Origin of the sequence: Alterotamlana spongicola, assembly GCF_035818475.1 — a bacterium.
Taxonomy (GTDB): Bacteria; Bacteroidota; Bacteroidia; order Flavobacteriales; family Flavobacteriaceae; genus Cognatitamlana.
Genome location: NZ_JAYMGV010000001.1, coordinates 111,066 through 133,725, shown reverse-complemented (window position 1 = coordinate 133,725; position 22,660 = coordinate 111,066). Strand labels below are relative to the sequence as shown.

25 protein-coding genes are annotated in these 22,660 nt (G+C 35.1%); 16 read left to right on the top strand and 9 right to left on the bottom strand.

The features are described 5' to 3' along the window. Positions 1-127: 127 nt before the first annotated feature. The 6 genes from VOI54_RS00650 to VOI54_RS00625 are packed head-to-tail and all read left to right on the top strand — an operon-like array spanning position 128 to position 6,316. On the top strand, positions 128-937 hold the full coding sequence (locus tag VOI54_RS00650) for an SDR family oxidoreductase (protein ID WP_326280772.1): 810 nt from the start codon (positions 128-130) through the stop codon (positions 935-937). Positions 938-948: 11 nt separating this feature from the next. Further along, a complete protein-coding gene (gene uxuA, locus VOI54_RS00645; RefSeq protein ID WP_326280771.1) occupies positions 949-2,115 on the top strand; it encodes a mannonate dehydratase in 1,167 nt (388 codons plus the stop codon). After that, positions 2,112-3,530, top strand: coding sequence for a glucuronate isomerase (gene uxaC, locus VOI54_RS00640; RefSeq protein ID WP_326280770.1), 1,419 nt, complete (start codon positions 2,112-2,114; stop codon positions 3,528-3,530). Before uxuA ends, uxaC begins: the two co-directional genes overlap by 4 nt. Positions 3,531-3,539: 9 nt before the next feature. Beyond that, a complete protein-coding gene (locus tag VOI54_RS00635) occupies positions 3,540-4,547 on the top strand; it encodes a TRAP transporter substrate-binding protein (RefSeq protein WP_326280769.1) in 1,008 nt (335 codons plus the stop codon). A 6-nt stretch (positions 4,548-4,553) separates the two neighbouring features. Next, positions 4,554-5,021, top strand: a complete 468-nt coding sequence (locus tag VOI54_RS00630; protein WP_326280768.1) for a TRAP transporter small permease — start codon at positions 4,554-4,556, stop codon at positions 5,019-5,021. Further along, positions 5,021-6,316: a TRAP transporter large permease gene (locus VOI54_RS00625; RefSeq protein ID WP_326280767.1), complete on the top strand. Its 1,296-nt coding sequence runs from the start codon at positions 5,021-5,023 to the stop codon at positions 6,314-6,316. Before VOI54_RS00630 ends, VOI54_RS00625 begins: the two co-directional genes overlap by 1 nt. A gap of 108 nt (positions 6,317-6,424) precedes the next feature. Here VOI54_RS00625 and apaG read toward each other — a convergent pair whose 3' ends face one another. Beyond that, positions 6,425-6,811 (bottom strand): Co2+/Mg2+ efflux facilitator ApaG/CorD, encoded by a 387-nt coding sequence (gene apaG / locus VOI54_RS00620; RefSeq protein WP_326280766.1) that lies wholly within the window; start codon positions 6,809-6,811, stop codon positions 6,425-6,427. Positions 6,812-6,918: 107 nt separating this feature from the next. After that, the gene (locus VOI54_RS00615; protein ID WP_326280765.1) at positions 6,919-8,169 is read right to left on the bottom strand and encodes a type IX secretion system plug protein; all 1,251 of its coding nucleotides are present in this window, start codon (positions 8,167-8,169) and stop codon (positions 6,919-6,921) included. A gap of 153 nt (positions 8,170-8,322) precedes the next feature. Between VOI54_RS00615 and VOI54_RS00610 the strand changes: the two genes are divergently transcribed. From VOI54_RS00610 to nqrF, 6 genes are read left to right on the top strand one after another with little or no spacing between them, the layout of a single operon-like run. Continuing rightward, the gene (locus VOI54_RS00610) at positions 8,323-9,678 is read left to right on the top strand and encodes a Na(+)-translocating NADH-quinone reductase subunit A (RefSeq protein ID WP_326280763.1); all 1,356 of its coding nucleotides are present in this window, start codon (positions 8,323-8,325) and stop codon (positions 9,676-9,678) included. A 35-nt stretch (positions 9,679-9,713) separates the two neighbouring features. Then, on the top strand, positions 9,714-10,940 hold the full coding sequence (locus tag VOI54_RS00605) for an NADH:ubiquinone reductase (Na(+)-transporting) subunit B (RefSeq protein WP_326280762.1): 1,227 nt from the start codon (positions 9,714-9,716) through the stop codon (positions 10,938-10,940). A gap of 2 nt (positions 10,941-10,942) precedes the next feature. Then, positions 10,943-11,683 carry a Na(+)-translocating NADH-quinone reductase subunit C gene (locus tag VOI54_RS00600; protein WP_326280760.1) on the top strand — a complete coding sequence of 247 codons (741 nt, stop codon included), beginning with the start codon at positions 10,943-10,945 and terminating at the stop codon, positions 11,681-11,683. A 2-nt stretch (positions 11,684-11,685) separates the two neighbouring features. After that, positions 11,686-12,330 (top strand): NADH:ubiquinone reductase (Na(+)-transporting) subunit D, encoded by a 645-nt coding sequence (locus VOI54_RS00595; RefSeq protein ID WP_326280759.1) that lies wholly within the window; start codon positions 11,686-11,688, stop codon positions 12,328-12,330. A 5-nt stretch (positions 12,331-12,335) separates the two neighbouring features. Next, positions 12,336-13,064 (top strand): NADH:ubiquinone reductase (Na(+)-transporting) subunit E, encoded by a 729-nt coding sequence (nqrE, locus tag VOI54_RS00590; protein WP_326280758.1) that lies wholly within the window; start codon positions 12,336-12,338, stop codon positions 13,062-13,064. A 1-nt stretch (position 13,065) separates the two neighbouring features. Further along, positions 13,066-14,373 (top strand): NADH:ubiquinone reductase (Na(+)-transporting) subunit F, encoded by a 1,308-nt coding sequence (gene nqrF, locus VOI54_RS00585; RefSeq protein ID WP_326283122.1) that lies wholly within the window; start codon positions 13,066-13,068, stop codon positions 14,371-14,373. Between the two features lie 126 nt (positions 14,374-14,499). On the opposite strand, the gene VOI54_RS00580 is transcribed toward nqrF, so the two are convergent. Continuing rightward, the gene (locus tag VOI54_RS00580; RefSeq protein ID WP_326280757.1) at positions 14,500-14,955 is read right to left on the bottom strand and encodes a Na(+)-translocating NADH-quinone reductase subunit F; all 456 of its coding nucleotides are present in this window, start codon (positions 14,953-14,955) and stop codon (positions 14,500-14,502) included. Between the two features lie 148 nt (positions 14,956-15,103). After that, the gene (locus VOI54_RS17985; RefSeq protein ID WP_442809351.1) at positions 15,104-15,355 is read right to left on the bottom strand and encodes a T9SS type A sorting domain-containing protein; all 252 of its coding nucleotides are present in this window, start codon (positions 15,353-15,355) and stop codon (positions 15,104-15,106) included. 262 nt (positions 15,356-15,617) lie between these two features. On the opposite strand from VOI54_RS17985, the gene VOI54_RS00575 reads away from it, so the two are divergent. The 3 genes from VOI54_RS00575 to VOI54_RS00565 are packed head-to-tail and all read left to right on the top strand — an operon-like array spanning position 15,618 to position 17,916. After that, the gene (locus VOI54_RS00575; protein WP_326280756.1) at positions 15,618-16,490 is read left to right on the top strand and encodes a DUF4846 domain-containing protein; all 873 of its coding nucleotides are present in this window, start codon (positions 15,618-15,620) and stop codon (positions 16,488-16,490) included. Between the two features lie 17 nt (positions 16,491-16,507). Beyond that, the gene (locus VOI54_RS00570; protein ID WP_326280755.1) at positions 16,508-16,885 is read left to right on the top strand and encodes a DUF8840 domain-containing protein; all 378 of its coding nucleotides are present in this window, start codon (positions 16,508-16,510) and stop codon (positions 16,883-16,885) included. A 53-nt stretch (positions 16,886-16,938) separates the two neighbouring features. Next, on the top strand, positions 16,939-17,916 hold the full coding sequence (locus VOI54_RS00565) for an FAD:protein FMN transferase (protein ID WP_326280754.1): 978 nt from the start codon (positions 16,939-16,941) through the stop codon (positions 17,914-17,916). On the opposite strand, the gene VOI54_RS00560 is transcribed toward VOI54_RS00565, so the two are convergent. The 5 genes from VOI54_RS00560 to gpmI all read right to left on the bottom strand — a co-directional run bounded on the left by VOI54_RS00560 (position 17,917) and on the right by gpmI (position 21,985). Further along, positions 17,917-18,681, bottom strand: coding sequence for a methyltransferase domain-containing protein (locus VOI54_RS00560; protein ID WP_326280753.1), 765 nt, complete (start codon positions 18,679-18,681; stop codon positions 17,917-17,919). A gap of 6 nt (positions 18,682-18,687) precedes the next feature. Then, entirely contained in the window at positions 18,688-19,005 is a 318-nt protein-coding gene (locus VOI54_RS00555) for a cupin domain-containing protein (protein WP_326280752.1), read from the bottom strand. 2 nt (positions 19,006-19,007) lie between these two features. Further along, a complete protein-coding gene (gene map, locus VOI54_RS00550; protein ID WP_326280751.1) occupies positions 19,008-19,826 on the bottom strand; it encodes a type I methionyl aminopeptidase in 819 nt (272 codons plus the stop codon). A gap of 93 nt (positions 19,827-19,919) precedes the next feature. After that, positions 19,920-20,321 (bottom strand): BT0820 family HAD-type phosphatase, encoded by a 402-nt coding sequence (locus tag VOI54_RS00545; RefSeq protein WP_326280750.1) that lies wholly within the window; start codon positions 20,319-20,321, stop codon positions 19,920-19,922. 146 nt (positions 20,322-20,467) lie between these two features. Continuing rightward, positions 20,468-21,985, bottom strand: coding sequence for a 2,3-bisphosphoglycerate-independent phosphoglycerate mutase (gene gpmI / locus VOI54_RS00540; RefSeq protein WP_326280749.1), 1,518 nt, complete (start codon positions 21,983-21,985; stop codon positions 20,468-20,470). A gap of 250 nt (positions 21,986-22,235) precedes the next feature. Between gpmI and VOI54_RS00535 the strand changes: the two genes are divergently transcribed. Beyond that, positions 22,236-22,637, top strand: coding sequence for an ankyrin repeat domain-containing protein (locus VOI54_RS00535; RefSeq protein WP_326280748.1), 402 nt, complete (start codon positions 22,236-22,238; stop codon positions 22,635-22,637). Positions 22,638-22,660 lie beyond the last annotated feature (23 nt).

Sequence of the window (22,660 nt, the reverse complement as noted above, 5' to 3'; positions counted from 1 at the left end):
AAATAATCCGCTTAATCGTTCAGAAAAGGCAATGATGCCTAGAAAAAAAGAATAGCTAAATAAATAAGACTAAGACTAAGACTAAGACTAAGACTAAGACTAAGACTAAGACTAAGACTAAGAAGAGGTGAATAAACTATTTAATATAAAAGATAAGGTTATTATAATAACAGGGGGATATGGCGTTTTGGGGTCCAACATTGCTAAATACTTTGTAGAAGAAGGAGCTAAAGTGGCTATTTTAGGAAGAGATGAGGCAAAAGCACAAGCTTTTGTCAGCACACTGTCAACCACAAATGCCATAGGCTATAAAGCAGATGTTTTAGATAAAGAAAATCTTATTGCTGTAAAGGAAAGCCTTATCAGTACCTGGGGGCAAATAGATGTGTTAATAAATGCTGCGGGGGGTAATATGCCAGGCGCAACAATTTCCCCGGACGATACGCTTTTTAATATGTCTATTCCTGATTTTCAAAAAGTAACCGATTTAAATTTAATGGGAACCGTTGTCCCTTCGCTAGTATTTGGAGAATATATGTCTAAGCAGGGAAAAGGAGCTATAATCAATGTGAGTTCTATGGCAGTTCCCCAGGCTATTACCCGAGTAGTTGGCTATTCAGCATCTAAAGCTGCCATGGAGAATTTTACCCGGTGGATGGCTGTTGATATGGCATTAAAATTTGGAGATAAAATTAGAGTAAATGCTATAGCTCCGGGCTTTTTTATTGCAGATCAAAATAGAAAATTGCTAACCAATGAAGATGGTTCGCTGACAGACAGAGGAAAAACAATAATACAGAATACACCAATGGGGCGTTTTGGAGATGCAGAGGAACTTAATGGTGCGGTTCATTTATTAGCCACTGATGCCGGTAAATTTATCACAGGAACTGTTATTAGTATTGATGGTGGTTTTAGTGCATTTAGTGGTGTTTAAAAAAAAGGAAAATGCAAGAAACTTTTAGATGGTTTGGAGAGTCTGATACCGTGAAATTATCAGATATTAAGCAGGCGGGGGCCACAGGAGTTGTTACCGCTTTACATCATATTCCTAATGGGGAACTATGGGAAGTCCATGAAATAAAAAAAGTAAAAAAGGCAATTGAAGATGCCGGTTTGGAATGGAGCTTCATTGAAAGTATTCCCATTCATGAAAACATAAAACTACGAATCAAAGACTATAAAGAACGGATAGAAATTTATAAACAAAGTTTAAGAAATGTAGCGCAATGCGGAATTAAAAATGTGTGCTATAATTTTATGCCGGTTCTGGATTGGACACGTACACATTTGTTTTGGGAATTAGAGGATAAGAGTACGGCTTTGAGATTTGATAAAGTTGAAATGGCCTTGTTTGAATGCTTTATCATGAAACGCGATGATGTAGAAAGTTCATATACCCCGAATATCTTAGAACAGGCTAAAACACGTTTTAATGAAATGACTTCACAAGAAAAGCAGAGGTTAGAGGATAGTATATTAAAAGGTCTGCCAGGAACGGTTGAAGACTTAACTATTCCTGTTTTTAAAGCCATGATAGCACAGTATAAGAATGTTAGTCATGCTGATTTGAAAGCCAATCTTGCCTATTTTTTAAATGAAGTTATTCCCGTAGCCGAAGAAAACGGAATAAAAATGGCTATTCATCCGGATGATCCACCAATAGATATATTGGGACTTCCAAGGATTATTAAATCAGAAAGTGATCTGGACGATTTAGTGAATTTTATTGATAGCCCATCAAACGGAATTACTTTTTGCACAGGGTCTTTGGGGGCTCATCCAGAAAATGATCTTCCAAAAATGATTGAAAAGTTTAAAGACAGAATACATTTTCTTCATTTAAGAAATGTAAAGCGTGAGGCTAATGGTAGTTTTTATGAAGATAACCACCTGGATGGCTCATCAGACATGTATGAGATTGTAAAAGCAGTCCTTAAAATTGAAAAAGCACGAGGGGTTTCCTTACCAATGAGGCCAGATCATGGGCATCAAATGTTGCATGATTTGGAAAATAGAAAGGCGTATGCCGGTTATTCCGCAATTGGACGCTTGCGTGGGTTGGCTGAATTGCGGGGATTAAAACTGGGAATCTTAAAAAGTGATGTGGTATGAGTAACATAAAGGCCAATACGTTTATAACAGATAATTTCTTATTGAACTCAGAAACAGCCCAGAAATTGTATCATGAGTATGCTAAAAATATGCCTATAATTGATTATCATAATCATTTGTCTCCTAAACTGATTGCTGATAATAAACCGGTTGAAAATATTACCGATGCCTGGTTAAAAGAAGACCACTATAAATGGCGGGGTATGCGTGCCAATGGGATTGATGAAGAATTTATTACCGGATCTGCGTCTTCAAAACAGAAGTTTGATAAATGGGCAGAAACCGTACCCTATACATTGAGAAATCCATTGTTTCACTGGACGCATTTAGAACTAAAACGCTATTTTGATATTGATGAAATTTTGCAACCGGGAACGGCAAATGCCATTTATGAAAAGACTAACGCCGTGTTGCATGACAAAACCCCGGCACAGTTGCTTAAAGATATGAAGGTAGAGGTGATTTGTACTACTGATGACCCGACAGACGACCTTAAGTATCATAGACAAATTGCAAAACAAAACTTTTACACAAAGGTTTTTCCAACATTTAGGTCTGATAACCTGTTTTTTATTGAGCAAGAAAGCTTCAAAGATTATTTAAACCTATTAAATAATACCGTAGATTTTACAATTAATTCTTACCCTGACTTTATAAAGGCCATTGACGCCAGAATAGATTTTTTTCATGAGAATGGATGCAGGTTATCTGACTATGGAGTTAGTGGAGCCTTTACTATTGTAAATTATAATCAAGACGATATAATTTCAATTTTCAATAAAAGATTAAATGGGGAGCAACTTACAAACTTAGAAGTAGATAAATACAAATCCAGTATTTATATTTATCTGGGAAGAAAATATCATGAAAAAGGTTGGGTGCAACAGTACCATTTAGGCCCTTTGAGAAATAATAATAAACGATTACAAAAACAATTTGGAGCAGATGCCGGCTGTGATTCCATAGGAGATTACTCTATGGCAGAATCTATGTCCAGGCTATTTAGCGCATTAGATGAAACCAATCAATTGGCAAAAACAATAACTTATAATTTGAATCCGTCACAAAATGAAGTGTTTGTGACTATGATGGGAAATTTTAACAATTCTGATATTGCAGGAAAAATGCAATGGGGGTCAGCCTGGTGGTTTTTAGATCAAAAAGATGGAATGGAAAAGCAACTTAATGTGCTTTCTAATATGGGATTGTTAAGTCGGTTTATAGGCATGCTAACCGATAGCCGTAGTTTTTTGTCCTTTCCAAGACATGAATATTTTAGGCGTATCCTATGTAATTTAATAGCAGAAGATTTAGAGAAAGGACTCGTGCCTAATGATATTGAGTTTTTAGGCAAGATGATTCAGGATATTTGTTATAACAACGCTAAAAATTACTTAAATTTCGAAACAAAATAAACTGAAGCTATGTTCTATTATCTAAAAAAAACAGTTGTTACTTATCCTTTTAGGAGGGGATTATTTTTCCTTTTGTTGATACTATGCGGTTCTTGCAGTAATTTAAATGAGAAAAAAATCATAAAACTGGGGCATGGATTAGATATGAGCCATCCTGTGCATAAGGCTATGGTTTTTATGAAAGAGGATTTGGAAAAGCGCTCCAGCGGAACCATGAGTATTGAGATTTATCCAAATCAACAATTAGGAACAGAGCGCCAGACTCTGGAATTACTTCAAATAGGTAGTTTAGGAATGACAAAAGTTTCAGCTGCGGTTATGGAAAACTTTTCCCCAAACATGAAGGTATTTGGGATACCATTTTTGTTTAGAGATAAAGCACATATTTTTAGTGTTTTAGATGGCAAAATAGGAAAAGAGCTCTTGGACGGAGGAAAAAAGTACTGGCTTAAAGGATTGGGATATTATGACTCAGGAAGTAGAAGCTTTTATACAAAAGAGAAACCGGTAGAGTCTCCAAAAGATCTGGAAGGGCTAAAGATAAGAGTCATGGAAAGTGTTACCGCCATGAATATGGTTAACAGCCTGGGAGGTTCTCCAACGCCTATTTCATGGGGAGAGCTATATACCTCATTGCAACAGGGGGTTGTAGATGGAGCAGAAAACAATCCGCCAAGCTTTTATTTATCACGTCATTATGAGGTTTGTAAGTACTATTCTTTAGATGAGCATACCGCAGTGCCTGATGTTTTAATTATGGGAACACATTTGTGGGATGATTTAAATGAACAACAACAGGAATGGGTTCAGGCTTCGGTTGACGCTTCAGTAGAACATCAGAGAAAACTTTGGGCTGTAGCTGAAAAGGAGGCTTTAGAGGCGGTTAAAAAAGCAGGGGTTCAGGTTATCAACCCTGATAAATCTAAATTTCAGGATAAGGTTTCAAGTATGTACGAAAGTTATAAGGATGATAAAGAAGTTTATAGCTTGATCAATAGAATTCAGAACATTAAATAGTGGTTTATGGAAACTAGAAAAAAAGTAGATAAAATATTAGGCGGCATTCTGGCGCTTATAATGGGGGTTATGGTTTTAAATGTGCTATGGCAGGTATTTACCAGGTTTGTTGTAGGTACACCAAGTTCTTTTACAGATGAATTAGCAAGATATTTAATGATTTGGGTAGGCGTATTAGGAGCGGCTTATATTTCCGGAAAGCGCATGCATGTTGCTATAGATCTGTTACCTTCAAAGCTTAATAAAAAAGGTCAGATAAGGCTTAAAGTAGTTATAAGTGTATTAATTATTCTGTTTTGTTTTGCAGCTCTTGTTATTGGCGGCTTTAGACTGGTTTATATAACGTATACTTTAGAACAGTATTCGCCTGCACTTCAAATGCCTTTGGCATTAGTTTATCTGGTTATCCCTTTAAGTGGCATACTGATCATATATTATAAAGTTTCTGATATTTTAAATAAACACCTTTTATAATGGAATATTTACCGGTAATTATCCTTGTTTTAAGTTTTGTAAGTTTACTATTAATAGGTGTGCCAGTGGCCTGGAGTATAGCTATTTCATCATTATTAACCATGCTAGCAAGCATTTCTGCTTTACCGGCATTAACAACCGTATCACAACGGATTGCTACCGGCCTCGATAGTTTTGCGTTGTTGGCTATTCCCTTTTTTGTACTCTCAGGGCAATTGATGAATAAAGGAGGTATTGCCCATAGGCTCATTGCTTTTGCAAAGACTTTAGTAGGAGCACTTCCGGGAGGGCTAGCGCTCATAAATATAGTATCTGCCATGTTAATGGGGGCTATAGCGGGTTCAGCTATGGCATCAGCATCAGCCATGGGGAGTATTTTAGGACCAGAAATGGAAAAGGAGGGATACTCTAAAGAATTTGGAGCAGCAGTAAATATTACTTCTTCAACAACCGGACTTATTATTCCTCCCAGTAATGTATTAATCGTGTATTCCCTGGCTAGTGGAGGTGTTTCTATAGCCGCTTTGTTTTTAGCCGGTTATATTCCCGGTATTATTACAGGGTTATTTTTAATGTTGGTAGCCATGTTTTGGGCTAAAAAGAAAAAATATAAGGTTGGAAAGCCAAGTGCGTTAAAAGAGGTTTTTAAAACTTTTATTGCAGCTTTTCCAAGTTTAATGTTGTTAGTAGTTGTTATAGGGGGGATTGTAGTCGGTATTTTTACAGCTACAGAAGCCTCTGCAATAGCAGTACTCTATACGTTGATTCTTGCCTTTTATTATAAAGAAATCACGGTCAAGGATATTCCTCAAATACTATTGGATTCCTGTGGAACTACGGCCGTTGTCATGCTGTTAATTGGAGCCTCTATGAGTATGTCATGGGTAATGAGCTATGAAAATATTCCTCAGGATATTTCTAATGTACTACTTGGTATAAGTGATAATCCTATAATTATATTGCTAATCATTAACTTACTGTTGTTGTGTGTTGGCGTTTTTATGGATATGACCCCGGCTGTTTTGATATTTACTCCTATATTTTTACCAATTATCACTAAGCTAGGAATGGATCCTGTGCAGTTTGGAATTGTAATGGTTTTAAATTTGTGTATTGGACTTTGTACACCGCCGGTAGGTTCGGTTTTATTTGTTGGGGTTGGTATTGCCAATACAACCATAGAAAAGGTAGTAAAGCCTTTATTGCCACTTTTTCTGGCCATGATAGTGTCACTGTTTTTGGTGACCTATTTTCCCCAGTTAAGTCTATGGCTTCCAGGTTTGTTTGATTTGTAATACTACTAGCTTAGGCTGAATTGATTAGACTTTAAAAGATAGAATATAACATAATACCCAATAATAAGATTACGCTGTTAAAAAGTTTTGCGTTTGGGGTATGTTTTTCTAGTTAATAGCAAAAGGTGCACTTAGCTTAAAAGTGGGAATAACTACTTTAAACTTTTTGGTGGTTGTAAAGTTTACCATGTTATAGAATCCTTGCATAGCTCCAAACGGTGAAGTGAGTAAGCATCCCGAAGTATAGGTGTGAGATTCCCCAGGCTTTAACACAGGTTTTTTTCCTATCACACCATCCCCCTCAACAATTTCAACGTTGTTTAAGGCATCAAGAATTTCCCAATGACGTGTGTTAAGCTGCACAGAGTCTTTGCTTTGGTTTTCAATAGTTACTGTGTATCCAAAGGCATACTGTATTTTATAATTTTTATAAAATGAGCCTTCAAAATTGGTTTCTACCGAGATTTTTATGCCTTTAGTTACTTGTTGAACCATGTTAACTATTGATATACAATGGGTTTTAGGGCGCTAAAATAATAAATATTAAATGGTTAGCGTAATTTTTGGACTGTTTGGATGGAAAAATTAGTTGAATGGTAAATTTAATTGGTGATATTTACCGAATTCCCTTCGCTATAACCAATAATACGGTCATAACGAGCTCCTAAGTCTCTGTAATATATCAGGACTTTATAGCTGTTTTCAGTTTGCCAGAAATTCCCGCTAATGAGTCCCTCGTTCAATTGACCTTTTGAGTCAATCACAATATATTTGTAATTATAGAATCCCTGTTTGAGTAACATGGTGTTTTGATATGTATTGTGCTCAGGGTTGAATGTCATTAAAGTACTATCGTCAATAGCGTAATTGTTAAAACTGCCGTATACGTGTATTTTCTTGTTTCTTAAAAATTCCTGACTTTCCAATGAAAAGTGTATCCAGGCATAATCAGCCTCAATATCAGAGTTTGAAGCATCAATATTGTTTACTAAATAATTGCCGTTAATATCGGGATAATACGTATAAGGTCTGTTTGCCCTTATAGTATTGGTAAATAAATGGTTATGATAAAGGTCTTCAAGGGCTATAAACTGAACACCATTATTTGAAGCGCGAATGTCTTTATTTTCAAAAAAAAGGTATTCATTACCTCCCCAAAAACTGATCTCAGAATCATATTTATAAATCAGATCTTTCCCAATAGTGTATTGTGGTTTTATGTTTGTAATAGCGGTGTTTAGGTTATTATTTTGAATAATAACAGCCTTTACGGTTTGATAAGGATTGTTTAATTGCATACTGCCAGAAGCAATTAAAAGTTCTACTCTTTGCTTAGTTTCTATATATTCGATATCACGGGCACGTTTTATACTTACCCCAACACCAACTTTATCTTCATACATCATAAATTTACGAGAAAAAACAAGTTCACCATTACTATTATATATATAAATCATATAGTTGCCTGAAACTTTCAATCCTCTGGTTTGAGCGTTAGGGATAGTGAGCTTGTAATGTGAATATATTTGATAGGTGTTAAAGGAGTTTTCGTATTCCCTGATACGCTGGTTATCAAACCCCTCCATGTATTCTGATTGTATTAATACAGAAGGCGTCCAATCAAAATTATAATGTTTGATTTTATAATAAAAATCATCTTCATCACCATTTAAGGCATCAAATTCTAATTCTATATAATCACCAAGATTTATAATAGGAAGTTGAGTTTCTGGGGTGTCACCTCTAAAGTTTATGGTCTTGATATAATCTGGAGGGTTAACTTCTTCCTCCTGACCAAAAAAGTAAGTCGGAATTAAAATTAAACAAAAAAATAAGAAGGGCTTTAAGGTCATTTAGAGCTGTTTTTGGTAAATATAAACAAATTTTGTGCCTAAAAAAGATGTAAAATATGTTAGCATAAAAAACTAAGTATTTTTTATGTAAACTGTATATTTAATTCGTATTTTTGCACCGATTTTTAGACAACTAATTTCAATTAAATAAATATGTCAAAAGACATTCGTATTAAAAAGGGTCTGGACATTAAACTTATTGGTGAAGCTGACAAAACCGTTGAACAAGCGGTAGTTAGTAACTACTGCACCGTAAGACCAGAAGATTTTCACGGAGTTATTCCTAAACTTGTTGCTAAAGAAGGTGCTACAGTTGATGCTGGAAGCACTTTATTTTTTGATAAGGCTAATGAGAGTATTAAGTTCTCATCGCCGGTTTCAGGTAAGGTTATAGAAATAGTTCGTGGACCAAAGAGACGTATAGATGCTATCAAAATTGAAGCAGACAAAACACAATCTTTCAAAGATTATGGACAGTTTAACATCGATGCAGCCAAAGCAGAAGAAGTAAAAGCACATTTGCTTGCTTCCGGATGTTGGCCATTTGTTAAGCAGCGCCCGTATGATGTAATTGCTAATCCTGAAAAATCGCCAAAAGCGATATTTATTTCAGGATATGCCAGCGCACCATTGGCTGCCGATTTAGATTTTACGCTACAAGGTAAAGAAGCAGAACTACAAGCCGCGATTACCGCTTTAGGAAAGTTAACAGAAGGAAAAATACATGTAAGTGTTGGTAAGAGTTCAAATTCGCCACTTGCAGGTTTATCAGGTATCACTTTGCATAAAGTATCAGGGCCACATCCTTCTGGGAATGTTGGAACTCAAATCAATAAGATTGACCCTGTAAATAAGGGTGAGGTGGTTTGGACTGTAGCTCCTCAAGATTTGGTAATTATTGGAGAGTTATTACTAACTGGTAAATTTAATGCCGAACGTATTGTTGCTTTAGCGGGTTCTTCGGTTAAAAAACCCAGATATTTTAAGACGTTAATTGGAAGTGAGGTTGCTACCATGATTTATGATAAGGGGGTTGATGAAAAAGGTAATGATAGAATCATTTCTGGTAACGTATTGTCTGGAAAAAAGGTTAAACGTGATGGTAGTTTAGATTATTATAGCAATATAATTACTGTAATTCCTGAAGGTGATGATTATGAGCTTTTTGGTTGGACTAAACCGGTGTTCAATAAAATATCAACATCAAGAGCATTGACGTTTTCCTGGTTAAACTCTAAGAAAGCATATGATTTGAATACCAATACAAATGGAGAGCATAGAGCATTTGTAACAACGGGTACTTATGAGGAGGTTTTTCCTTTGGATATTTATCCAATGCAAATCTTAAAGGCTTGTATGTATAAAGATTTAGATGAAATGGAAGCTTTAGGAATGTATGAAGTTGCACCTGAAGATTTTGCTTTAACAGAATTTGTTTGTGTGTCTAAACAACCACATCAAAAAATAATAAGAGAAGGTCTAGACTTAATGCTAAAAGAAATTGGATAATTATTCATTGAGAACGAAATGAAAAATATTACAAGATGAGTTTAAAAAGTAAATTACATATTTTAAAGAGAAAGTATAGAGGCAAAAAAATGGCTCCGGCGTTTAATGCTATTCATACTTTTTTATTCTTACCGGATGAGACCACACATAATGGAACTCATATCAAAGCCGCTGATGATTTAAAGCGTACCATGAACACGGTAATAATGGCAATGATACCATGTTTGATATTTGGGATGTTCAATGCAGGATATCAACATCATTTAGCTTTAGGCGAAATTCAGGCTGTTACAGGAGGGTTCTTTAGTTCAGAGTTTTGGACACTGGATAACCTCTTTGTTGGTTTATGGAAAATATTGCCATTGGTTATTGTATCCTATGGTGTTGGTTTAGGAATTGAGTTCCTGTTTGCTGTTATTAAAAAGCATGAAGTAGAAGAGGGATATTTGGTAACAGGAATGTTAGTGCCTTTAATTGTCCCAGTTGATATTCCCCTTTGGATGTTAGCTGTTGCAGTTGCCTTTGGTGTTGTAATAGGTAAAGAAGTTTTTGGAGGAACAGGGATGAACATATTAAACCCGGCATTAACCATTAGAGCTTTCTTATTCTTTGCATATCCAACCTGGATGTCAGGAGACAAAGTATGGGTTCATGGGGCAGATCCAAGAGTACAAGATTTAGCAGAAGGCGCAACACCGGATGCGATTTCAGGCGAAACGGTTTTAGGGACTTTAGCCCAAGGGAAAGAAGTCGCATATGATGCTATGGATATGTTTTTAGGTTTTATACCTGGGTCAATTGGAGAAACTTCAGCATTACTCATTTTATTAGGAGGGTTGTTTTTAATTTTCTCTAAAATTGGTAGCTGGAGAATTATGTTGTCCTCTGCATTAGGAGCTATAATAATGGGATTAATATTTAATCAAGTGGTTGCAGTAGGGATTATAACAGAATCCAGTAAATTTTACGGATTAATGAGTACCCCATTCTGGGAACATTTATTAATAGGAGGTTTTGCCTTTGGTACGGTGTTTATGGCTACAGATCCTGTAACAGCATCTCAAACTACAAAAGGAAAATGGGTATATGGGTTCTTGGTTGGATTTATTTCAATATTAATTCGTGTATTCAACCCGGCTTACCCGGAAGGCGTAATGTTAGCGATTCTATTAATGAACGTATTTGCACCAACTATTGACCATTATGTTGTACAGGGCAATGTGAAGCGCAGATTGAAACGTGTAAAAGTTAAAACAGCTTAATCATGAGTAACAGAACAGATTCAAATTTATATACCATATTATTTGCTGTGGCTATGGTAGTTGTAGTTGGTGGTTTATTGGCCTTTACTGCATCAGCATTAAGACCAAAAATTGACAATAATCAGCGCTTAGAAAAACAGCAGAATATACTTTACGCTATGGGCGTAAATGCAAATGATGAGAGCAGTGCCATTTTTGTTTCAACAGAAGAAGCACCGGAATTATTCTCAAAGTACATCACAAAGCAGTTAGTTATTCAGGGAGATGATGTTTCTGAAGACGAGAATGCATATTTAATCGATGTTAAAAAAGAACAAGCCAGTGCAAAGGCAGGTCAAGAAAGAAGATTGCCATTATTTGTTGGTAATAAAGATGGTAAAACCTATTACATAGCACCTATTAGAGGTAAAGGACTTTGGGATGCTATTTGGGCGTATGTGGCCATGGATGAGGATATGGTTGTTCAAGGTGCTTATTTTGATCATAAAGGTGAAACCGCTGGTTTGGGAGCAAACATTAAGCAACGTTACTTTATGGATGATTTCATAGGAGAGCATTTAATGAGTAATGGCGAGTTTAAAGGTATTACCGTTGCAAAGGGGAATAACGACCCGAAAAATGAAAATAAAACCGATAACAAGGTAGATGCCATAGCCGGGGCAACCATTACCGGAGATGGTGTGACTGCGATGCTTAAATCTGAGCTGAAGAAGTATGTGCCTTATTTTAAAACATTGAAATAATTATGGGACTTTTATCAAAAAAAGACGCAGCATTAATTAAAGACCCTTTAGCGGATAACAACCCAATTACAATCCAGGTATTGGGTATATGTTCTGCTTTGGCTATTACGGCTGAACTGGAAGCCGCAATTGTAATGTCTATTTCAGTGTTGTTTGTACTGGGAATTGGAAACGTGGTAATTTCTTTAATGAGAAATATTATCCCTTCTAAGATTAGAATCATTGTGCAGTTAATTGTAGTAGCTGCCTTGGTAATTATAGTAGATCAGGTGCTTAAGGCTTTTGCTTATGAGTTGAGTAAAACCTTGTCTGTCTTTGTAGGACTAATTATAACAAACTGTATCATTATGGGACGTTTTGAAGCATTTGCTCTTGGAAATGGTCCATGGAGATCATTTTTAGACGGTGTAGGTAATTCAGCCGGATATGGTGTTATTTTAATTATTGTCGCATTCTTTAGAGAGTTACTTGGAGCAGGAACATTATTAGGGTTTAAAGTTTTAGGAGATCCTATAGAAAAAACTGGAGTTTATGCCCTAGGTTATGAAAATAATGGATTTATGTTATTAGCGCCAATGGCTTTAATAGTGGTTGGTATTATTATCTGGGTTCAACGTTCAAAAAATAATGCATTAATAGAAGATTAAGAGATATGTTAGAACACGTAGAATTATTTTTCAAATCAATATTTATAGACAACATGGTATTTGCCACATTCTTAGGGATGTGTTCTTATCTTGCTGTATCTAAAAAAGTAAGCACGGCTGTCGGTCTTGGAGCTGCCGTTATTTTTGTATTGGCCATTACGGTACCATTAAACTGGCTGTTAGACCAGTATCTATTACAGCCTGGGGCTTTAGGTAAATGGTTAGGCGCTGAGTATGCAGATTACGATTTAAGTTTCTTATCATTTATCATGTTTATTGCAACCATTGCAACCATGGTACAACTGGTAGAGATAGTGGTAGAGAAATTCTCGCCATCTTTGTATAATTCGCTTGGTATCTTCTTACCGCTTATTGCTGTAAACTGTGCTATTTTGGGAGGTTCATTATTTATGCAATCTCGTGAGATTCCTACCTTAGGATTGGCTACAACCTACGGAATAGGCTCTGGAATTGGTTGGTTTTTAGCCATTTTAGCCATTGCGGCTATTCGCGAAAAAATCAGATATTCTAATGTACCACCAGCTTTAAGAGGTTTAGGAATTACATTCATCATTACCGGGCTAATGGCTATTGGTTTTATGAGTTTTGGAGGTATGTTAACCGGAGGTGATGAAGAAGCTGCTAAAGAAGAACAAACGGTTGAGGTTGAAGAGGCCAAAACCAATTCAGAAGAAGAAAAAGTGATAGCTAACAACATAAAAGTAAATGAGTAATATGATATTAGCCGCAAGTACAACAGGAATGATCGTGGTAACGGTTATAGCGTTTTTAGTAGTAACGCTGTTATTGGTTGCTTTACTATTGTTTGTTAAACAAAAGTTATCTCCATCCGGACCCGTAAAAATTACCATTAACGGTGAAAAGGAAGTAGAAGTAGCGTCAGGAGGAAGCTTACTTTCTACTTTAGGGGCTCAAAAAATATTTTTACCATCAGCATGTGGTGGTGGTGGAACATGTATTCAGTGCGAATGTCATGTTATAGAAGGTGGAGGAGAAGCACTTCCTACAGAGACACCTCACTTTACAAGAAAAGAGTTACAGCATGGAGCCCGTTTAGCATGTCAGGTTAAAGTTAAGCAAGACATGAACATTACTATTCCTGAAGAAGTGTTTGGTATCAAAAAATGGGAAGCAACTGTAGTGCGTAACTATAATGTAGCCTCATTTATTAAGGAGTTTGTTGTTGAAATTCCTGAAGATATGGGATACAAAGCAGGAGGATACATTCAAATTGAAATACCGCCATGTGAGATTAAATATGCTGATATGGATATCACTGCACATCCGGAAGAACATGAAACTCCGGATAAGTTTCAGGCAGAATGGGATAAATTTGGTCTTTGGCCTTTAGTTATGAAAAATGATGAGACTGTAGAAAGAGCCTATTCTATGGCTTCTTTTCCTGCAGAGGGAAGAGAGATTATGTTAAATGTTCGTATAGCTACACCACCATGGGACCGTGCTAAAAACGGATGGATGGATGTAAACCCTGGTGTAGCATCATCTTATATATTTAATCAAAAGAAAGGTGACAAGGTAACTATTTCTGGGCCTTATGGTGAGTTCTTTATTAATGAGTCAGAAAGCGAAATGCTTTATGTAGGAGGGGGAGCAGGTATGGCACCAATGCGTTCACATTTGTATCACTTATTTAAAACATTAAAGACAGGAAGAAAAGTTACGTATTGGTATGGTGGACGTTCTAAACGGGAATTATTCTATTTAGATCATTTCTACCAATTAGAGAAAGAATTTCCTAATTTCAGATTCTTCTTAGCATTATCTGAACCTTTACCGGAAGATAATTGGAAAGTAAAAGAAAATATTGATGCACCTGGAGATGGGTTTGTTGGATTTATCCACAATTGTGTAATAGATAACTACTTGAGTAAACATGATGCTCCAGAAGATATTGAGTTGTACTTTTGCGGACCACCATTAATGAATAAAGCGGTTCAGAAAATGGGAGAGGACTTTGGTATTCCAGATGAGCATATCAGGTTTGATGACTTTGGTGGATAGGCCAATAATTGTCATTTAACTAATAAATTTGTCATACTGAACGTGTTTTCAGTATCTCATTATAAAATTAGAAAAGCCCAGCAGTTTATATGTTGGGCTTTCTTAGTATAATACAACGTGTGTCTTCTAATAAAATTCCAATCTAGCTTTAAACGGGGTATTTTTAAATTCAAATAGCACAGTGTAATCCATGACATTATCAATTGCTTCCAGTTTACATAAATAACTAATTACTGCGGTTAAACCTTCAAATAAGATATCTTTATCGGTAGGGCTTTTAGGTTTTTCATTGGTATAATGAAGTGGTAGTTTAAAACCACATGCTTCTAAGAATTCTTGCTCAATTTTAAGTAGCTCAAGTGGAGTGTAACCGTTAAAGGTTCTACCCAGATTTTGGTGTACACGTCCAACATAGTTTAGTTTTAACGAACCGTGAGCGTCTGAAAGATGTTTCCAACTGTCTGTGTTATCAAGAATGTTTCCAACAGCGCATTGCTTACAACATTCCGGATGTAACCTATTATTATGAAAAGCCAAATAAAGTTTTTTTAAGGCCTGTTCAAAACGTGCTGTAGTCTTCATTCTTTTTACTTGTAAGTTACTAAAAAAGAATGACTTTTGAGTAAATTCTTTAAACGCTAACCAGTCAATTGATAAAACTAAGTAAATAAAATACAATCAGATCAGAGTATAATATTCTTAACTTTGGAGGTCAGCTAAATACCTTTAGTTATCTCTTTACAATTTTTACAGTCTTATTAGTCTTTCCTGAGATAACCTTAACAAAGTAAATGCCGGGAGGTAATTTAAACATGTTAACGCTCACTTGATGACCTTTTATTAGTTCTTTTTTGTTAAGCATCAATGCACCAAGGGTATTGTACACTAATACCTCGGTTGGGGTGTTGTCCATTTTGTCCAGATGTATGTAAAGTATTTGGTTAACCGGATTTGGATAGATGTATAGATCCTCTCCAACCAATATTTGTTCTTCAAATATACCCTGACAGTCTTTTTCCGTTTTTACTTCAATGGTATTAGTGCCCTCTATAAGTGATAATAAAACTTTACTTTTAGTAGTGGTAATGGTTTTATTGCTTAATTACAGCTTGTTATGGTGTTTCGTCAAGTAATCGTCTAGTTGGAGTATTTACGCATCAGGGGCTTATAAAGGTGAAAATGTTAATTGTTCTTTAAATTTTAGACAGAATATACAAACTACATTTTTTTGACGTTAGATTGACATGAAGCGCGTTTTATTTTTACTATGCATCTTAGGTCTGGTTACCTTTCTGTTCCTTAAGCCTGAACCTGTTTCTAAAATGTCTCAAACTGTTGTTAATGCTATTGAGACTCCGGAGCTAATAAATAAAGATAGTTTAACTATATGCTCACGGGTAAATGCACCTAAAGGCTATAAGCGTGTTGATTATGCAAAGGGCTCTTTTCAGGATTATCTTAGAAATTATACCTTGAAACCTTTTGGAGCCAGGATCATAAACTATGATGATACTGAATACTTTTGGCAATATGGCCATATAGGGATATTAGATATACCGGTTCCTAAAAATGGGTTGCAGCAATGTGCAGATGCTTTAATCAGGGTACGGAGCGAATACCTTTGGAACCAAAACAGAAGCCAGGATATAGGCTTTAATTTTACAAGTGGGCACTATTGCTCGTGGAAACAATATGCTAAAGGGTATAGGCCAAAAATTAAAGGAAATAAAGTGTCCTTTTATAAAAAAGCCAAGGCGGATTACACAAAGGAAAACTTTTATAATTACCTCAATTTGATTTATATGTATTCAGGTACGTTGTCCCTTTACAATGAATTACCTAAAATCAACCAGGCATCAGACCTTAAGATAGGAGATATGTTGATTAAAGGAGGATCACCTGGACATATTGTTATGATTTGTGATGAAGTGGTTAATGAAAAAGGCGATAAGCTATACCTTTTATTTCAAGGCAATACCCCAGCACAAAGTGTACACTTGGTTAAAAACCTTGAAAATTCAGAGTTATCGCCATGGTACGAATTGAAAACCAATACCATTATTCCGGTTTCCAACTATACATTTGAAAATTCTAAATTTGTAAGGTTTAAGGAGTAAGTTTGTATCTTTGCTGTATGAGTAAGTCCCTTACAAAACAAGAATTACATAACTTAGCCATGAACCACGTTGGTAAAGATTTGGAGGAGCGTGGTTTTGAGTTTATTGCTGTTAACAGTAAGCTTAAAAAGCACCCGCAGTTTGTTTGTATAGATAAAAACAAACAATATTATTTTGTTATAGTTAGGGCAGTAATATTGCCTGAAAATCCAAATAACTATGACGTGATTTGGATGGAATCCTTTAAAAAACATGCCAGAGAAAAAGATGCTAAAGTATTGTATGCTGGAGTTGGAATTGGTAGTATTGATGGCGAAAAGCAGCCCATCTATTTAAATCAGGATTATTTATTGGAATATAATGGGATTCAGGTTTTGGAAACCAATTTGAACTAAACTCATCATAGCATTACACTTTAAATATAAAACACCAAATTAGCTTTTAATCTATGCGCAAATTTTTATTCGTCTTATCAATTGTAATAGTTTCTGTTTCATGTAAAAAAAATATAAAGAACACTAAGCTTTCAGGAGCCGTTTTTGGAACCAGTTATTCTATTATTTATGATTCAGAAGTCAACTATCAAGCTCAATTTGATAGCTTATTTTATGTAATAAATAAATCCATGTCTACGTATCAGGTGAATTCTTATATCTCAAAATTGAATAGAAATGAAGCGAATGAAATTGATGATCATTTTATTACTGTTTTTGAGGCATCAAAGGATATTTATAGTAAAACTGATGGTGCCTTTGACCCTACAATAGGGGCTGTTGTTAATGCATGGGATTTTGGCCCTGAAGGAAAGATTGTAAATTTAGATAGTCTGAAAATTGATAGCCTAATGTTGTCTGTAGGATTTAATAAAATATTGCGAAGTGAAAATAAAATAAGTAAACCTCAAGCCACTTTTATAGACTTTAATGCTATTGCAAAAGGCTATGGTGTAGATGTTATAGGTGAATATCTAGAGTCTGAAAAAATAAATAATTATTTGGTTGAAATTGGCGGGGAAATCAGGGTTAAAGGGCAAAATACCGAAAAACAATCCAGATGGAAGGTGGGAGTGGAGAACCCAAATTTTGATGGAAAGCAATCTATATTAAAAGCTATTGCATTGCAGGATGAGGCCATGGCCACATCAGGGACTTACAGAAAGTTTAAAGTTGATGAACATGGTAATAGGTATGCTCATATTATTGATGCTAAAACAGGATATCCCAGTAAAACAAATTTACTAAGTATATCAGTAATAGCTGAAAATTGTATGATTGCAGACGCTTATGCCACGGCTTTTAAGGCTATGGGAATAGAACAAGTTAAATTGTTTTTAAGTAAGCACACTGAACTAAAAGCGTTTTTAATATTTGAAAATGAACTTAAAGAATTGGAGACACTAGCTCTGAATGGCTTTCCGGAAAGCTGATTATTTTTTAACCACAGGTATAATCTCTCCTTTAGCCAGGCAATACGTTTTAATATCGTTTTCTGAGAAATTGGATGTGTAATCTACTTCATCTACCTTAAAGCCAATACGGCGCAGTTTGTCAAAATAATCACGGCCGTAAATCCTAACATGGTCATATTGCCCAAAAATTTTAGCACGTACTTTTTGATCGGTAATGGTATTGTCTTCAAAAGTAACTTCCCGATTTAAATCCTGAGGGACCTGAAATATACCCACACCTCCTTTTTTTAGCACTCTGTAAAGCTCTTGCATGGCTTTGATGTCATTTGGAATATGCTCTAAAACATGATTACATAATATAAATTCAAACGTATTATCTTTAAAAGGAAGGTTACAAATATCTGCTTTTACATCGGCCAATGGAGAGTTTAAATCTGTAGTAATATAATCTAAATTGGACATGTTCTTAAAACGTTTATAAAATGCCTGTTCAGGAGCAAAATGTAACACTTTTAATTTTTCTGAAAAGAAATTAGTCTCGTTTTTTAAATACAACCAAAGAAGCCGGTGGCGTTCTAACGAAAGTGTTGAGGGAGATAACACATTATTACGTTGATTGCCGTAACCATAAGGTAAAAAAGTTCTAAAACCTTTGCCGTCAATGGGGTCAACAAAAGTATTGCCTTTTAAACATAAGGCTAAAACCGGACGGATAACATAACTCAGCCTAATTAATAAAGGTCTTGGTACTATGTTTAGTATAAATTTAAAAAGCTTTTTCAACAGGGCTTATTTATAATCTTCTCTAATGGGGTAAAAAGTGTCAATAACCTGGCATTTTGATAAAGCTCGGGCACTATGTGTAGCATTAGAAGGAATTATGGTAATCATGCCATCTTTTAAAATTTCAGTTTTATCATCTATAGTCATTTCTAATTGTCCAGAAATAACTTGTGTGGTCTGTTCATGAACATGAGAATGCGAAGGCATAATAGCACCTTCTTCAATAGTAACATAACCTACGGTAAATGTTTTTGAGTGTATATACTTGCCGGTTACTCCTTTTACAAGTTCTTTTCCTGGTACTTTTGAAAAATCTATACTCATTATTATAAAACTAAAGCCTCTTGACGAAATTCATCTTCTTCATTACTTGTTATTCCTAATGCGTCATAGATATAAGCAAAGGTTGATAACAGTTCTGGTTTACCATCAATAAGTGCAACGTCATGTTCAAAATGGGCAGATGGTTTATTATCTAAGGTTGTAATGGTCCAGCCGTCTCTATGTTGTTTTATACGATGGGTTCCCATATTAATCATAGGTTCAATAGCCACTACCATACCTTCAATAAATTTTTTGCCTCGACCACGTTTTCCGTAATTTGGCATTTCAGGGTCTTCATGCATTTTTTTACCTAGTCCATGTCCTACCAATTCCCGTACTACACCATAACCATGATTTTCACAATATTTTTGAATGGCATATCCAACATCACCAACACGGTTGTTAGCCTTAAATTCTCTAATACCAACATATAAAGATTCTTTGGTAACTTGTAAAAGTTTTTGGGTTTCAGAATCTATTTCTCCTACGGCAAAGGTATAGGCATGATCACCGTAAAACCCGTCTTTCAAAGCACCACAATCAATGGAGATGATATCGCCTTCTTTTAATGGATCACCATTAGGGATACCATGTACCACTTGTGAGTTTGGACTCATACAAAGTGTATTTGGGAAGTCATATAAGCCTAAAAATCCCGGTTCTGCACCATGATCTCTAATACATGTTTCAGCAATTTTATCCAACTCAAGTGTCGTAACGCCGGGTTTAATTTCTTTTGCCAGTACTCCTAAAGTTTTAGATACAATTAAGGCACTTGCACGCATCAATTCAATCTCTTCTCTTGTTTTAACAATAATCATAAATTATAAATATAGGAATGCAAAGATACTTAAAAAGTCAAATGGATTTAACCTAATAAATATTAAGATTGGTTTTGTGTATAATACCTGATTTTACTTAAACAAATCAAAGAACCCTCTTTTCTTTTTGGGTAGAGCAGCAGTATTGGTTAATTTTTGGTAAATTTCCCCCCAACCAGGGAAGCCCCCAATATTCCTGTCATCAATAAACAGGTCTGCGTTAATTTTTCTACTCATACCAAGGTCATATTCTTCCTCAGGAAAGCTTTTGTTTATTGCATAAAAGTGAACACCGTTGTCTTCACAAAATTTCACAGCATCTTTTAACCGGTCTCCTGATCTATAGGTCCATAAAATTAACCGATGTCCTTTTTCCTGAAGTTTGATCAAGGTTTCAAATGCAAAAATCATAGGTTTACCTATTTTAGGATAAGCATCTTCAACAATGGTACCATCAAAGTCAACTGCAATAATTAAGTGTTGATTAAAATTCATTTAAAATTATAAAACTTGGGTTTAGAACAAAAATACAATATTTTTTAGCGACATATTATGCTGGGATGGTATGTGCTGGTATTGATAAAAAATAAGCTCTGTATTATAATACAGAGCTTATAAAAATATTCAAAAAAGGTCTTAACTTATACTAAGGCATGTCTGGTCATAGCCTCAGGTTGCGGTACATTCATAAGTTTTAATATGGTTGGCGCCATATCACCTAAAATTCCATCTTTAATATCGGTCAAGTCATTATCTATTAAAATAACAGGAACGGGATTTGTAGTATGCGCTGTGTTTGGCGTTCCATCAGGGTTTATCATGGTTTCGCAATTACCATGATCTGCAATTAACAAGGTAGTGTAGTTATTGTCTAATGCTGTTGTAACCACATCTTTAACACATTCATCTACAGCTTCACAAGCTTTGATAGCAGCTTCCATAACTCCGGTATGGCCTACCATATCACCATTTGCAAAATTTAAACAAACAAAATCAACATCCCCTTTTTCAAGTTCAGGTACTAAGGCATCTCGTAATTCATAAGCACTCATTTCAGGTTTTAAATCATAGGTAGCTACTTTTGGGGAATTTCTTAAAATACGTTGTTCACCCTCAAATTCTTGTTCTCTACCACCTGAAAAGAAAAACGTAACATGTGGATATTTTTCTGTTTCAGCAATTCTAATTTGTTTTTTATTGTGCTTTTCTAACACTTCTCCTAAAGTTTCTGTTAAGTTTTCCTTATTGAAAATAACATTAACATTTTTGTAAGTGTCATTATAGTTGGTTAGTGTTACATAATGCAAATCCAGTTTTTGCATATTGTATTCCGGAAAATCTACCTGAGATAGAACTTCGGTTAGCTCTCTACCACGGTCTGTTCTGAAATTAAAGAAAATAATCACGTCGCCATTTTTAATCTTGGTAACAGGGGCATTATTTTCATCTACAGATATCATAGGTTTAACAAATTCATCAGTAACATCGTTAGCATAATTAGCTTGTATGCTTTCCATAATATTAGTAGACTTTTCACCATCACCATTTACCAAGGCATCATATACCAATTTAATACGTTCCCAGCGCTTATCTCTATCCATAGCGTAGTATCGCCCAGATATGGTAGCTATTTTTGTATTGGTGTTTTCAATATGTGATTCTAATTGTTTTACAAAACCGGCACCTGATTTTGGATCCACATCACGACCATCAGTAAAACCATGCACATAAGTGCGTTCTAATCCAAAATCATTGGCAGCATCTATTAATCCAAACAAATGATTAATATGCGAATGCACACCTCCATCACTTAGTAAGCCTAAAAAATGAACATCTTTATTATTGGTCTTAGCATATTCAAAGGCATCTACCAACACTTTTTCGTTATTGAGGGTTTTGTTTTCAACAGCTAAATTAACCTTTACCAAATCTTGATATACAATTCTACCGGCACCTAAATTCATATGTCCAACTTCACTATTGCCCATTTGCCCTTCTGGTAAACCAACATGTAAACCATCAGTCCTTAAAGTTGCAAAAGGGTATTTTTTGTATAGAGTATCTATAAATGGTGTATTGGCATAATCAATAGCTGAAACTTTAGGGTCTGGAGAATTTCCCCAACCGTCAAGAATCATCAAAATAACTTTTTTATTCATTTTTTGTTAAATTTTTAAACAGCTCAAAGATACGGAAGTTAGTTAAAAAAGACTCATAAAAATCCCTGAAATACCCTAATTTTTAAGGCTTTTTGGGATGTTTTAATAAGAAAACGTTTTCGTTAATAATTTGTGAATCAAACGTTAAAAATCTGTTATAAATTATTTTTTGTGTAACAGATTCAAATTATTATCGTCTCTTTAGTATATCAAAAAACGAAATCATTAATCAAACTTAAAATCTTTCATCATGAAAAAAACAATCATCGTTTCCGCTATGGCGTTATGCTTTTCTATTGTAAGCATGAACGCTACGACCTTAAATCCTTCAGTTAAAAATTACAATGTAGAAGCATATTTTAAAGTGAACTCCTTTTGTGTTTCTATTGCTAAAGGTGATATAGAAACTGTCCAAAAACTTATTGAACGTGGAGCAGATGTAAATGTAAAGTCAAATGGAATGACTCCGGCTATGTATGCTGCAAAATTTAACAGGGTTGAAATTTTGAAACTATTAATTTCAAAGGGTGCTAAATTAAAAGTAAGATCTGATAAAAATAAGACGGCTGCTGATTATGCAGAATTACATGGAGCACATGAAGCATTAGCGGTTATTAAAGAAAAGCTTGCTAAGAAAAAGAAAAGAAAATAATTAAACACATACATATAATTAAT

Coding starts and splice junctions, on each gene's coding strand:
- apaG (WP_326280766.1), bottom strand. CDS start 6,811: ATGGTTCAACAAGTAACTAAAGGCATAAAAATCTCGGTAGAAACCAAT.
- VOI54_RS00555 (WP_326280752.1), bottom strand. CDS start 19,005: ATGAGTATAGATTTTTCAAAAGTACCAGGAAAAGAACTTGTAAAAGGA.
- VOI54_RS00580 (WP_326280757.1), bottom strand. CDS start 14,955: ATGAAGACTACAGCACGTTTTGAACAGGCCTTAAAAAAACTTTATTTG.
- VOI54_RS00565 (WP_326280754.1), top strand. CDS start 16,939: ATGCGCAAATTTTTATTCGTCTTATCAATTGTAATAGTTTCTGTTTCA.
- VOI54_RS00535 (WP_326280748.1), top strand. CDS start 22,236: ATGAAAAAAACAATCATCGTTTCCGCTATGGCGTTATGCTTTTCTATT.
- uxuA (WP_326280771.1), top strand. CDS start 949: ATGCAAGAAACTTTTAGATGGTTTGGAGAGTCTGATACCGTGAAATTA.
- VOI54_RS00630 (WP_326280768.1), top strand. CDS start 4,554: ATGGAAACTAGAAAAAAAGTAGATAAAATATTAGGCGGCATTCTGGCG.
- nqrF (WP_326283122.1), top strand. CDS start 13,066: ATGATATTAGCCGCAAGTACAACAGGAATGATCGTGGTAACGGTTATA.
- VOI54_RS00610 (WP_326280763.1), top strand. CDS start 8,323: ATGTCAAAAGACATTCGTATTAAAAAGGGTCTGGACATTAAACTTATT.
- VOI54_RS00625 (WP_326280767.1), top strand. CDS start 5,021: ATGGAATATTTACCGGTAATTATCCTTGTTTTAAGTTTTGTAAGTTTA.
- VOI54_RS00545 (WP_326280750.1), bottom strand. CDS start 20,321: ATGAATTTTAATCAACACTTAATTATTGCAGTTGACTTTGATGGTACC.
- VOI54_RS00570 (WP_326280755.1), top strand. CDS start 16,508: ATGAGTAAGTCCCTTACAAAACAAGAATTACATAACTTAGCCATGAAC.
- VOI54_RS00605 (WP_326280762.1), top strand. CDS start 9,714: ATGAGTTTAAAAAGTAAATTACATATTTTAAAGAGAAAGTATAGAGGC.
- VOI54_RS00635 (WP_326280769.1), top strand. CDS start 3,540: ATGTTCTATTATCTAAAAAAAACAGTTGTTACTTATCCTTTTAGGAGG.
- VOI54_RS00600 (WP_326280760.1), top strand. CDS start 10,943: ATGAGTAACAGAACAGATTCAAATTTATATACCATATTATTTGCTGTG.
- VOI54_RS00575 (WP_326280756.1), top strand. CDS start 15,618: ATGAAGCGCGTTTTATTTTTACTATGCATCTTAGGTCTGGTTACCTTT.
- map (WP_326280751.1), bottom strand. CDS start 19,826: ATGATTATTGTTAAAACAAGAGAAGAGATTGAATTGATGCGTGCAAGT.
- gpmI (WP_326280749.1), bottom strand. CDS start 21,985: ATGAATAAAAAAGTTATTTTGATGATTCTTGACGGTTGGGGAAATTCT.
- nqrE (WP_326280758.1), top strand. CDS start 12,336: ATGTTAGAACACGTAGAATTATTTTTCAAATCAATATTTATAGACAAC.
- VOI54_RS00595 (WP_326280759.1), top strand. CDS start 11,686: ATGGGACTTTTATCAAAAAAAGACGCAGCATTAATTAAAGACCCTTTA.
- uxaC (WP_326280770.1), top strand. CDS start 2,112: ATGAGTAACATAAAGGCCAATACGTTTATAACAGATAATTTCTTATTG.
- VOI54_RS00615 (WP_326280765.1), bottom strand. CDS start 8,169: ATGACCTTAAAGCCCTTCTTATTTTTTTGTTTAATTTTAATTCCGACT.